Source organism: Pleurocapsa sp. PCC 7319, assembly GCF_000332195.1.
Classification (GTDB): domain Bacteria; phylum Cyanobacteriota; class Cyanobacteriia; order Cyanobacteriales; family Xenococcaceae; genus Waterburya.
Genome location: NZ_KB235922.1, coordinates 152,445 through 165,680 on the forward strand (window position 1 = coordinate 152,445; position 13,236 = coordinate 165,680).

The 13,236-nt window shown below is 38.5% G+C and carries 10 protein-coding genes; all 10 read right to left on the reverse strand.

Features of this window, described 5'->3' with window-relative positions; genetic code table 11:
- Positions 1-129: 129 nt before the first annotated feature.
- The gene (gene gmd / locus PLEUR7319_RS0104890) at positions 130-1,200 is read right to left on the reverse strand and encodes a GDP-mannose 4,6-dehydratase (protein ID WP_019504085.1); all 1,071 of its coding nucleotides are present in this window, start codon (positions 1,198-1,200) and stop codon (positions 130-132) included.
- A gap of 528 nt (positions 1,201-1,728) precedes the next feature.
- Positions 1,729-3,495, reverse strand: coding sequence for a glycoside hydrolase family 55 protein (locus PLEUR7319_RS0104895; RefSeq protein ID WP_237743516.1), 1,767 nt, complete (start codon positions 3,493-3,495; stop codon positions 1,729-1,731).
- Positions 3,496-3,714: 219 nt separating this feature from the next.
- On the reverse strand, positions 3,715-5,025 hold the full coding sequence (locus tag PLEUR7319_RS0104900; protein WP_019504087.1) for a hypothetical protein: 1,311 nt from the start codon (positions 5,023-5,025) through the stop codon (positions 3,715-3,717).
- A 1-nt stretch (position 5,026) separates the two neighbouring features.
- Positions 5,027-6,199 carry a glycosyltransferase family 4 protein gene (locus PLEUR7319_RS0104905; RefSeq protein ID WP_019504088.1) on the reverse strand — a complete coding sequence of 391 codons (1,173 nt, stop codon included), beginning with the start codon at positions 6,197-6,199 and terminating at the stop codon, positions 5,027-5,029.
- A gap of 111 nt (positions 6,200-6,310) precedes the next feature.
- Positions 6,311-7,558, reverse strand: a complete 1,248-nt coding sequence (locus PLEUR7319_RS34315; protein ID WP_019504089.1) for a glycosyltransferase family 4 protein — start codon at positions 7,556-7,558, stop codon at positions 6,311-6,313.
- 2 nt (positions 7,559-7,560) lie between these two features.
- Positions 7,561-8,688 carry an aminoglycoside phosphotransferase family protein gene (locus PLEUR7319_RS0104915; protein WP_019504090.1) on the reverse strand — a complete coding sequence of 376 codons (1,128 nt, stop codon included), beginning with the start codon at positions 8,686-8,688 and terminating at the stop codon, positions 7,561-7,563.
- Between the two features lie 95 nt (positions 8,689-8,783).
- Entirely contained in the window at positions 8,784-9,923 is a 1,140-nt protein-coding gene (locus PLEUR7319_RS0104920) for a glycosyltransferase (RefSeq protein ID WP_019504091.1), read from the reverse strand.
- A 2-nt stretch (positions 9,924-9,925) separates the two neighbouring features.
- Complete coding sequence (locus tag PLEUR7319_RS0104925; protein WP_019504092.1) at positions 9,926-10,816, reverse strand: FkbM family methyltransferase; 891 nt, start codon at positions 10,814-10,816, stop codon at positions 9,926-9,928.
- Positions 10,817-10,893: 77 nt separating this feature from the next.
- A complete protein-coding gene (locus PLEUR7319_RS0104930; RefSeq protein ID WP_019504093.1) occupies positions 10,894-12,270 on the reverse strand; it encodes a hypothetical protein in 1,377 nt (458 codons plus the stop codon).
- Positions 12,263-13,165 carry a glycosyltransferase family 2 protein gene (locus tag PLEUR7319_RS0104935; protein ID WP_019504094.1) on the reverse strand — a complete coding sequence of 301 codons (903 nt, stop codon included), beginning with the start codon at positions 13,163-13,165 and terminating at the stop codon, positions 12,263-12,265. The genes PLEUR7319_RS0104930 and PLEUR7319_RS0104935 overlap by 8 nt, the downstream gene beginning before the upstream one ends.
- Positions 13,166-13,236 lie beyond the last annotated feature (71 nt).

Consider the following 13,236-nt stretch of genomic DNA (forward strand, 5'->3'; position numbering starts at 1 on the left):
TCGTCTGTGGTTCCCAGGCGTTTATACCACCCGTCCGAGTAGTCTTATCCCCGTCTTGAAAGAAAAGAACGGGGCTTGCGACTGTCCATGTTTTACCTGTCAATTATCCATTATCAATTTCTTATTAACTTAATCTACAATGGTGGCAAAATTACGTCGTAAGTGAGCATGGTCTTCATTACGAATACCATTAGGAGTAGGCAGATTAAGAGCAGCTAGATCAGCATTGACCATGAGTTTCACCAGTTGTTCAAAAGTAACAGAGGGCTGCCAACCTAATTTTTGCTTGGTTTTACTGGGATCGCCAATCAATAAGTCTACTTCTGCAGGGCGTAGATAACGGGGATCAAAAGCTACATAATCTTGCCAATCTAAATTCACGTAACTAAATGCAATATCTAAAAATTCTTTGATTTGGTAAGTTTCTCCTGTAGCTACAACATAGTCATCTGATCGCTCTTGCTGTAGCATCAGCCACATAGCTTTAACATAATCTTTAGCATAGCCCCAGTCCCTTTTGGAGTCTAAATTACCCATGTAAAGCTTTTTTTGCTGACCGGCAACTATACGAGCGAGCGCTCTGGTGATTTTACGTGTCACAAAAGTTTCGCCACGGCGAGGAGATTCATGATTAAATAAAATTCCGTTACAGGCAAATAAATCATAAGATTCACGGTAGTTTACCGTTTGCCAATGAGCATAAACTTTGGCACAGGCATAGGGACTACGGGGATAAAACGGAGTAGTTTCTTTTTGAGGTACTTCCTGTACCTTACCAAACATTTCGGAAGAACCAGCTTGATAAAATCTGACTTCAATTCCGGTCCGTTGCTGATAGTCTCTGATAGCTTCTAATAGACGTAAAGTGCCCATCCCGACAGAGTCAACAGTGTATTCGGGCGAGTCAAAACTAACCTTAACATGAGACTGCGAACCCAAATTATAGATCTCGACGGGTTTCACTTCTTCCAGAATGCGTCTGAGGGTAGTCCCGTCAGTTAAATCGCCATAATGAAGAAATAATCTGGCTTCTGGACTATGAGGGTCAATATATAGATGATCGATGCGATCGGTATTGAAAGTAGAAGTTCGACGAATGATGCCGTGAACTTCATAGCCTTTGTCAAGTAAAAATTCGCTTAAATAAGAACCATCTTGACCAGTAATGCCTGTGAGCAATGCTACTTTGTGCTTAGTCATTTTAAATAAATTTTCTATTTGCTTATATTTGATATAAAGAATCTTATTCTATAGTTGATTGTTAACATTAAACAATTAATTTTTGGTGCTCATGTAAATTAAAATAAGCAAATAAGCTCATAATAATTATTGGAGACATTTGCCAGTTAATTAGTAAATATAATTAATCCCGTTTGTCTTGTCATCAGTATTAATACTATCAGACATGATTTATGGTATTATTTATTTTTTTTTAATATAATTGAATAGCGAATAACAGATAATAAATGAATATCTAATGAGCGTCAGATATGCCTTTATTATTTTAGCTATTAGGGTTTAAAAAATTATCTTTATAAAATCCTGTTGTAAATTTATCTATAATGAAATTAGGACAATCGTATCTTATTTTTGAAAGACAGATGAAATAATAATTTCAGGAATTAACTCCTATTTTTAATAAATCAATAAAATTTTTGCTGGATAATATTTTATTGATTCAGATATGATTCTACTGACAATTCAATATACTAAAATCGATACAAAATTTTAATATCCTACATAAAGCGGTACTGCGATCATATTACCTTTACCTAAGCTTTGACGATTAAGAGTTTTTGTTTTTTCTTTACGATTTTCTATTATTTGGATAGTGTAGGTAGAACCAAAGGCTATTTCTCGATAGACTGCTGTAACAGAAGAGTCTCGATTAATTAATACTGGTATTTTTGGATCTTTGACTCCTTGTGAAGGATAAAACAATCCACCCAAAATTTCAGTCTTACCACTATTTAAAGTCGCAGCTACAGTATTACCAAACTCGGTTTTATACCCGAATAACCAAACTTGACCTCCATCATTTTTTAGCAGTGGTTCAGGTGGTGGAGACTCGCAGTTAAGCTGACGAGCGTATAGCTTTTGATTTTTACCAATATGAAACCGAGGAGTTACAACGTTTTCGATAAACCAAGTTCCGGTTGCTGAGGTTGTTGAGAAAAGAGCACCAGTAGAATGACGAAGCACTACAGGCTGGGAAGTTGCATTTTCTAACTGACATTTATTGTTTCCAAAGCAATTAAATCTTTCCACAATTACTGGATGTTTTTGGTTTTCAAACCGCAAAAAGCCTTTGGAAGAACTAATAGGCGAATTAAACCCAATTAGTCGACGAACATTCCCCCGCACGATCGCAGGTTTGTCTAGTGTATATCTTCCGTTGGGGAAGTAGACAGTAGTTTTGCCCGAATCTATCGCTTTTTGGATCGCTAATGAGTCGTCTAATTTGTCATCTGGATTAGCTCCATAATCTTTAACGTTAGCCCAATTGTTAAGGTTAGGATCGGAAAATTTTGGTGTTTCAATGACAGCTAAGTTAAGTGTTGTCTGGTCTGAATCAAATAGGCTTAAGGGTTCGGAGGAAATGAATTCTTCTACTCGCGAACCCATTATAAGATCGTCACCATTTTTAATGGCAGCTTTATAACCTTCTACATTGACATTACGAACTAAAAGATGAACGGAGTTTTCAATAGCAACCTGCTGGGGCGAACCACCGCGAAGTTCTGAATCAATTAGTACATTGGGACCAGGCCAGAGACCTTTATTGATGAGAGCAGGAACTGAATTAAGGCTGGTTAATTTACGGACAGCAATAACATTACTATCGTTGAGAATACCAACTTGATTTTGCTTTTCTAAATGAATATTTTCGAAAGTAATGCCATAGAGAGCAGACGCAACCCGAATCCCCTTATCAAAACCTTTAATAGTTACGTTCTTAATTAGACAGGGACCCACTTCTCTGGTGAGTTCTAAACCTACTGCTCCTTGACCATCCTGAGAAACGATTTCTACATTTTCAACTGCACCAGTATTACTGGCATTGAAGTCTACTCCAATAGCACCAGGATTATCTTTGCCAATGTCAAAAGTCATATCAAAGATGTAGTTGTTATGAGCGCGTGGTCCTTGACCATCTTTTGTTCCAATTGAACCTGTACGGATTATTGATTGAGGGCTGTTAGGATCTTGAAAAAGGTCAGAATGATCTTTGAGTTGGATAATCGTATGACCCATACCTTCACCTTGCCAAGTCAAAAAAGCGCCAAATGTTCCATTCTCGCGCTTCCATTCGAGTACATCACTAACTATATAAGTTCCCGTGGGAAAAAAAAGCGTTCGATGCTGCATTAGATTCTGCTGAACAGCTTGAAGGATAGCTTCAGTGTCGTCGATTTTACCATCTCCTTTGGCTCCATAATCTCGCACATTGACAAAATTAGCATCAAGAGGATAAACAACTTTGACACTTTTCATACTAGAGTTTGAAGCTGAGATATAGTTAGATAGACCGATTAAGCATAGAATGCTTAATATCATTACGATCAAGAATTTTAAAGCAGCATAATTCTGATGTAACAAGATTTGAGCAAATTTGTGTTTTTGCTTTTGGAGATTTTTCATAGAAGGTTCTGAAAATATGTCTTTGTATAGTGACTAACTAAATGTCGGTGAAAAAATTCTGATACTTTGTTGTTATTTTGCTAGCACTTGTTTTTCGTGCCAACGAATGCCAATAATAATAGCCATGGAAAGCATATAAGCAGGCTCTTCTAACTGTGTAAAGATAAAGCCGTAGATCATAATTGTTAGGACTAAAAACTTAGACAAATCATCTAAACATATTTTTCTCCAAACCACTGAAGCTAGATATAGGTAAGATGCTAGTCCTAAAAAGCCTAAGTCTCCCCAGATAGCAGCCCATCCCCAAAAAGGCGAAAATAAGCTACTACCTGTAGCTAGCCAGCTAGAAGCAACATACCGCCATACTTCACTGCCAATAGTGGTGCGGGTAGCTCCCAGAGGCGACAAAAGTTCTTCGTAGTCTCTCAACATCCATCCACCTAAACGATCAATGGTGTGACCAGGACCAAGACCTAAAACCCAGTTTAGAGGGGTATGAAAATGTTCTAAAGTAATCTTAATCCCCGACAGTTTTAATTTAGTTGCTTCGCCATCTGGAGCATAAATTTCGGGTCTTATCCAGGTATTAAAAGAATCAAATGCAGGCACATTCTGAATAACCCAACTAAAAACCAACATGAACGCAATGAAGCCAATCATATAGACTATAGCTTCGCTAATCTTACCCTTAGTTAGTGCTAATATAGCAAAGCTTAAAATAAGGATCAGCAACACTTGCTTGGCATCGGAGGCGAGTATGTTACCTAAACCCGCTATCAAAACTAAAATTCTGACCCATATTGGTTGTGACTTGGCGATCGCAAAATAATAGATCACAAAGCTAACAGACACTGACGCTCCGACAACATGTCCAGATCCTGAGCGATAAAAGACTCCCTGAATATTGTCACAATCTCCAGGTAAGTGACAGTAGCCAAAAGCAAACTTTTGGCAATAAATTAGAAGTAAATGAAAAAAAACAAACCCCTCAAACCAAATTCTTAGTTTCTTCAAGATTCTCACTGAGATTGGCAAACTTACAATTGCTACTAGAAGCAAAAAAGGCTCAACAAGCAAAAGGGTTTTTAAAACAACATTGATCAAGCCTGCATGATTTAACAGGGCACTACCAAAATTAATTGCCAAAAAAAGTAGCAATCCCCACAATAGTGTATGGCAAGTATTAATTTGACTACGATTTTCAGTCTTTGTCTTCACTAACGCTACACCACAAGCACAAGGTATTGTAGCAAAATGTACAAAGTTAATTGGAGCTGGTGCGCCGAAAGTCTCTAAAAGACGTGAAAAGAAGACCGTTGCAAATGCTATTAGTAATAGAGATGAAGAACCAACGATTTGTTTTTGATGAGATAAAACCGTCATTTTAAATGTTGTAGTTTTTGATTGTTTGATGATAAATACCGAGTATCTGCTGGTAATTTCTAGAAGTCGTATATTTTTTCTCGTACTCCTTGCGAGCTTCTTGGCGCATTTTAACTACTTTGGTTGGATTATCTAATATTGTCTTCACTTGAGCTGCTAATAAATGAGATTTGCCTGGCTCAAATAGCAAACCAGTTCTCCCACTATCTACAAGTTCTGCGATCGCACCGATGTTGGCAGCAATTACAGGTGTTCCCTTAGCAAAGGCTTCTATCGCAACTCTGCCGAAGGTTTCATACCATTTGGACGGAAAAATTAGCACTTTTGCATTACCCATAAGTTCATAAACTTCTTCCATAGGTCTACGTCCTAGCCATTCAATTGACGAGTTCTGCTCTGTAGCTTGAAGCACCATCTCTGAGAGAGGTCCATCTCCCACAATTTTGAGTGACAGCCGATTATCTATAGTTTGCCAGGCTTCTAATAGTGTATCGATACCTTTCTCGACAGATAGTCTCCCTACATAGATCCCATAGTTACCTTTACCTTCACCCACACCTGGATCGCGATCTACAAAGTTAGGCTTAACCTTGATTTTTTCTCTAGGAATACCCCCTTGAATATACTTTTGACGTGCAAATTCTGTCAGCGCAATGTAAACATCTACTGCCGAAGTCCAAGTTTTCAGCCAATAGTGTACACTATTCATCGCTGCGACAACTCCCGTTGCAGCGTGACTATTTCGATAACAACCATGATATATACCTGGCAAAGCAACACTAACCCCAAGACAATCTTCACAAATACTTCCTTGTCGAAAAAATAAGGCATTGGGGCATAGTAGCCGATAATTGTGTAGTGTTTGAACTACGGGAACGTTTTGTTCTTTTGCTGCATAATATACTGAGGGAGAAATCAGCGGTAAAAAATTGTGAACATGAACAATGTCATAAGGCTTTTGACTAAGTTGCCTTCGCATCTTTCTGTAACTATGCCTCGACCAGATAGTATTCGCCGCTGAATGAATTGGATTGAGTTTCCCTAAGCGGTCATTATGCTCTTTATAAAGGTCAACTTCATGACCATGAGCTTGCAATAAACTTATCTCTGCATCACAAACTTCATCTTCGCCACCTCTGATTTGATAACGATTATGCACCATTAGAATACGCATGTTAAAAGTTCCTGATAATCTCTTGGTCAAGCTACAACCTTTAAGGAGATTGAAGTAATGCTAGAATTCAAAGCTATTTTGTGATGCTGAAACTCCAATCAGAAATGTTAATCATCTCGACGTGATCGCTTTGTAGGGTTCTAGAGTAGTATAAAAATTGTTGACCAACTGATGCCAATGATATTGTCGAGAACAGATCAAAGCTTCCTCACTCAATTGTTTGAGGATATTGCGATCGCTAGCTAGTTCCCCTAGAGCATCGCTGAGTTTTTGAATTACAATCGCCGAACTTAAATCTGCCGTATCAATTACCCTACCGCAAGAGTTATTTACCATAACTCCTGGTCCACCCAAATTCAAGCAAACTACTGGCAAACTGTGGGATAAAGCTTCTAAAACTACGTTGCCACTGGAGTCATGTAAACTGGGAAAAAGAAATACGTCATGTTGACTATATAACTGTAAAACTTGCTTTTGGGGCATCCAATCAATCCAGTCAATAGCTGTATCTATTTCTAGCTTTTCTGCCATACGGTGTAACCAAGCTTCATCCATACCTTTCCCAACTACTGTAAGTCGAGAATTAGGCATTTGTTTCTGAAATTGAGCAAAAGCTTGGAGTCCGAGATGCAATCCTTTCCAGTAGACTAATCTACCTACATATAACAGGCGAAATTCTCCATCTGTGCGGGGATTTTTAGCTTCTAGTTTTTGGCAATCTTTATTAGGGGGTTCAATACCGATTTCTAAACAAAGACGACATTTATCTTGATGGGATTGGGGAATAGCTGCTTTAGTTTCTTTCGTCTTACACAAGATAATACTAGAACGCTGATACATAGCTTGAAGTAGAGGATTAATCACAATCAGCCAATTGGATAAATCTCTCAACCAATCTAAGATATAACCCCGTAAAGGAAAACTTGACCTTAGTGTTTGGGGTGCATTTTCTCCTCCACCAAGAGGACCACAGATGAAAGGAATACCTAAAAATGCCATAAATGATGGCATCCGCAATACCCCAAAGGTAATATGATGTACCCAATCAAAATTAACTTTCTGGGTCAAGGAGTGGGCAACACGATATGCCCCCCATTGCCAAAAAAGATAGTATAGATAAACCCCCCCGGGGATTTTTTTCCAGTGTCTGACCCATATTGGTAAGTCATAGTAAACAAAATGCAAATTAGATCTGGGATCTAAAGATAACGCTTCATCAATGACGGCTTGATTGTTGGCGCGGGTAATCACCCATACTTCATGACCCATATGTGCTATTTCTTTAGCCCAATGCCAACCGACCCCAGGTTCAGAGCCTTTATTGGGTTCACAAGCATAGGCAGATAGCAGTATTTTCACTCTTATTCTCTTAGTATGTGGGAAATTTCTGCTGCTAAGAAAGCAGCATAATCCCAGTCTTCCCTTTCTTGGCAATGAAACCAACTTTCAGCTAAATAAAATTGAGCTAATTTTTCATATCTAGAGCGATCTATACCCACAGAATCCAAATACTGAGCTACTATAGGCTGTTTTCTAGTAGTTTCTAAAAGATTTTTTTTCTTCTGCAATAAATGAGATTGAATATATTGAAAATGGAATAAATCTTGAAGAGGAAGACCATTAAATTTAGCTTCTTCCCAATCTACTGCCAGCAATTGGCGACCGCTAGACCACTTTAAATTCCAGGGAGCAAAATCACCATGAACCCAAACACTAGGAAGGGGAGTCGGATCTTCCAACCTCGCTAATAACTGAGTCAAATTAGCTTGCATATTGGGTTTAATACTATCTGACATAGCTAAACGCTGCTTCAGAAATTGGACTTGCTTTTGTAAAGAGGTCTGTAAATCAGGAATACAAGCACAAGCAAACCAAGATATGTGAGCTGAAGTTAAGCTAGTTTCTGTCAGTTTCCCTTCTCTCGATGTTTGGACTGCTATTCCCTTGGCGCGATCTACATATAGCAACTGAGGAGCAAAACCTGGTTTTTCTGTTGCCAAGCTGCTTAAAGTTTTGGCTTCGTGCAAAATCTTGATGGTGGCATTATTTGCCAAAGGAACTTTAGCAATACCAATTAAATTGGATTTTGAATCTACTAACGACACTACTGCTTTGCGATTTATACCAGGTGTACCAATGTAAATTATTGGAAGTGGATACAAACCTTTTAACCCTAAGTGCTGCCAATTGCGATCTTTTGCGCCTACAATACCGATAGATGTGACCCCTGGTAATCTTTGTAGTTGTTTTGCCTGATAAGCACCAAGCAAAAATTGCCATTTCCAATATGAAATCGTGCCATAGGGTCGCCACTGCTGAAGAACAGAAATACCATACTTAGGGTTTTGAGGAATAATCCAACGGGGGCCTTTATGACTGCCAATGACCCAAAATCTTGATTCAAAAGGAACTTGTTTTCCACTTGGTATTAGCTTTGCTCCTTTTGGAAAAACGCGATCGATAATTAATTCAATTAGTTGCCAGTCCAATCTCTTATGTTACTCCATCTAAAATATAGCTCTATTAAAGCGATAAGCTGTTTGGTTTTTACAGAGGCTATAAATTTTGATCATCATTTATTTTTTCAACTATCGAACATTTGCTCGTAATGCTTTAATGCAGCAGCGGCAATTTTGTTCCAATGGAGGTTATCAATCGCGTAACGTCGCCCTTTCAGACCCATTTCTTTCCATTCCGAACGAACACTTAGAAGTTCCATCAAACCATCTTTAATAGCCGCTACTTCTGGCGTAACTACAACACCACAGCCACTTGCTCTAACATGAGGTGCAATACCAGCAACCTCTGAAACTAACAACACTCGTCCTGCTAGCATTGCTTCAAGAGCAGACAAGCCAAACCCCTCAAAGCGAGAAGGCAGACAAAAGATATCATATTTTGAGATTATTAAAGAAGAAGAATCATAATCAGGTTCTAAAAAAGTAACTCTGTCTTTTGAAACGAGCCTAGTAGCCTTCTTTTGTAGTTTATCTTTGTCTCTCTGACCTGGACCTTGAATAGTCAGAGTTGCATTGGTTGCTCCAGCAATTTGAGCAAAAGCATCAAGTAGAATATCCAAGCCTTTATGATGAGTGTCTACGCGACCAAAGAAAAAGAACTTAGAAGCTTTATGCTCCCTCCATTTCAATGAAGACTCAGCAGGGACATCTTCAAGTAAAAAACCACCAGGTGCTTCTATAATGGGATTGTTAATTTCTAATTTTTGCAACCACTTGGCATGACGGCGATCGTATAGCTGTACAGCCTTAGAATCCCTTAGCATTCTTTTTTCAAAAAGATGCCAGTAAGGCCATTTTAAGTGGGAATTCTTTTTGAGCATAGCTGGATGGTAGATGTCCAAAGGTGCTGCTATGTAAGGTACTTTTAGTCTTTTTAGTAGACGAGATACTGAATAGACGCTGGGATGAAACGTTCCATTAATAACTACAATGGTATTATTTTTTTCGCTGATATAGTTACGAAAATATTGCTTTAACTCAGGTGAAATCGCAAATGATGGAGCTTCATTATGATTAGAAAAACATTCAATTTTGTAACCGATATCTGTCTGGAATGAACTAGCGTTCTGCCTCTCACACAATATCGTTACGTCGGCTCCACATGCTACCAAACCTGTAGCAAGTCCATGGATAATTGTGCTGGTTCCACCGATTGGTCTTTCTCCATAGGGTGAAAAATGTTTAAGATAAAAATATATTTTCATCACTACTTTGAGTGTCTATACGATTTCTCAGCAAGGATATTGGCAAAGTTGACTGTTTCGTTAACTTTTAATGGTTTCGTTCCAAACAGGCCTATGCGAGATAGGTGATAACCGCAATCACGTAAAAGAGTCAATAATTCTGCACTACTATTACCTGTAATTTGCAAGCGAGCATCACTGACTTCAACAATAATATATTCAACAACTCTTTGCTTTAATATATTTTTCATGCCTTTCAGTACCTTAAGCTCTGCTCCTTCTACATCAATCTTTATAAGCCTAATTTTATCTAAATTTGACTGTAGATAATAATCATCAAATTTGGTCGTTTTAACTTTTTCTGAGCCAAAATCTTCACTTTTGTTCGTAATGGGCATGATGCTACCCAACCCTGAATTTCTCTTTAAAGTACCTCTCATGACTGCATAACCATTTTCATCAGAACATGCTAATTTCTCCAATTTAGTCATAATAGTTAAATTACTATTATTAAGATTTTTTACATTCTGCTGTAAATATTCGGATAGGTAACTAGAAGGTTCAAAAGATATTATGCTTCCTGATGGACTCACATGATGAGCTGCAAGTACACTAAAGTAACCCAAGTTAGCCCCAATGTCTACAAAAGTATCTCCAGGGCGCAGAAGTTTCTTAAACAAGAGAGTTTCACGCAATTCGTAATACCCTAAGAAATATAAACTCTGCTGAGAATATTCTCGACAATCTCTAATTTCAAACATGCACAAGTTGTCCTTCGTAGAAACGACTACTGGCATATCAGGAAATGTGATTATTTCGTCGTATTGATTTAAAAACTGACGAATAATACTTCCTGTAAGAGGCAATTTTTGGGTAATTCTTCTCAATAATGATGCTTTTAACTTAAATTTCATATATTTAAACTCAATATTAAATCTTTGCGAAACTAAAAAAGATTTTTAGAAAAAAAATTTACGCAGTTGCCTTTGCTTCACAGATTTTTAAGCCCAAGTCTCTTGGCGGTACGCTTGGTCATTTCACTCAGGACAATACTTTCCACTTCAGACTCAACCTCCTCAATTGTCCTTGAAGCATCGACGATATAACCGTTAGGTAAACTGCGAACCAACTTCACATAAGCTTCCTGTTGTCTTGCTGTTTCCTCGAAGGAAACTTCTTGTTTTCGAGCTTGCAAGACTTCTGCTGGTGCATCCAGCAAAATCCACAAATCTGGCTGGGGAATCAACCATCCTACTAGTTTTGCTAACCAGTTAGAACCGCCATAACGATAGCGTCTAGTATCTACTAATAAATCGTGATAGTAACGATCAAATACAACAAAAGTTGATCGCACTAATTGGGGATAAATTTGAAAAATATAGCCTATAGAATAATCAATTAGAAAATAAAATAACTTGAGAGTAGAAGTTAGCCAACTTCGAGGGAGTTGACCGTGAGGATCTAAAACTGGGGGGCTATTATCACTTTTTCCTAATCCTAGTTTTGGTCGTAAATGTATATATTGGGTTTGGCGGAAGACTGGAGTTAGCTTTTCTTGAATTTCCGCGATCGCCGTACTTTTTCCAGAGCCATCTGCGCCAAGAAATACCACCATCAATCCTGTTGGTTGCCGAATGCGCTTAATTATCCGTACTAGCTCACCTGCCCAAAAATGCAAGACTTCGAGCGGATTTGCTCGTCCCACTTTTCCTAGTAATGCCGATCTTAAATTCTGAATATCTTCATACACTGGTTGCCAATTTCCACTGCTAGCAGTTTCAGCAATTAATTTGGCTTCAACTTCAGGCAAAAAATGCTTTAGTTGGAGATCGCATTTGTCTGGCTGTTCTTGATATAGTTCGCTTAATCGTTGTGCTTGGCTTTCATCCATTGCACCTTTAGCCAATTTCTTAACTAAATAGTAGGCAAATTCCAGTTCGGCTTTGGGTACGCTAAAAAACTTATAAGGTCGATTTTGGGATAAAAAATCTTTTCCTTGGAAGAATACCCGTCCATTGCGACGATAATCTTTAGATACGTCAAGCTGAATCAAAGCTGGGTTTCCTTCATATTCTCGACAAAGAATATAAGAAAAAGCAGTTGTCTCGTGTTGTAATACTTGGACTACTTGAGCTACATCCTGTTCGATAAGAAGCTGAGGAATTTGCTCTGGATTTTGGGAGATGGCATCTATATCTGAGTCTGAAGTAATTCCTTCTGGATAATTTTTATAGCCATGCAAAACGCATAAATTATGGTTTGCTTGTTTTAGTGCGGCAATAACTCGACTGAATAAGTCTGATTCGCCTCGATGCTGTGGTGCAAAACTAATAGTATCAGAAGTAGTAGATGATTCGATTTTAGACATTTTTCTCCAGATTCAAGTTTTTAGAATTTAGCCGAGAAGTAATTTGTAGTTGTACCCATTGCGCTAACCAGAAAAAGGCTTTACCTAAAAATAAAGTAAGTCCCTGAGGCAGTCCGTATCGCCTTATTTGATAAAAGAATTGCGTTGGTAGGCGGAACGGTGACTTTTTATGCCAAAAAAGCTCATGCCAAGAATTGATTAAAGTCAGTTGGGGATTAAAATAGCTAAATAAATCTACTCTGGAAGTTCCTGGATCTACTAGAGTCGCGATCGCATCCCCCAAAATATGGGCTTTAAAACCTGCACGGGTTGCTTTGAGGGTATACATACTGTCTCCAGCGTAATGAGGAAACTTCTCTACCTCTGGTAATCCGATGCGGTCAACTACAGCAACAGGAATTCCCACACACCACCCAGAAGTTCCTTCCACTTCTACCGTTTCTCCAGAGCGAGCAGCTTGACCTTTTCTGCCACGAAAACCACTATAACGGGCTGGTTCAGTTGCTCCTGGGGTATAGAAACTGGCACTAGCAATGGTATCGGGATGCTGCTCCATAAATGCTACCAGTTGAGGCAAGGCATTGGGTTCGGGAAGACAATCATCATTGAGCCAAATGAAATATTTGGCATCTCTTTCGTAGCCATACTGCATACCCAAAGCGATCGCTCCTGTCCACCAGAGATCGCCATCGCCAACTATGACAGTAGCTTCTGGGTAGAGAGATTCAATTGCTTCTTTTGTTCCATCGGTAGAGCCATCGTCGACAACTACTACCTGATATCGGGATAAATCTCCAGTGCTTTGGAGTCTCTCCAGACAGGATAGAGTAATTTGACGACGATTATAAACAGGGATGATGATGTATGCAGACTCTTTCGAAGCATCTTTAGTCATAATTAATAATTTAGAATTAGGATAATAAGCTTTAAAAAATAAAGTTTTATTGGTTCGAGAAAGTTAAAAGA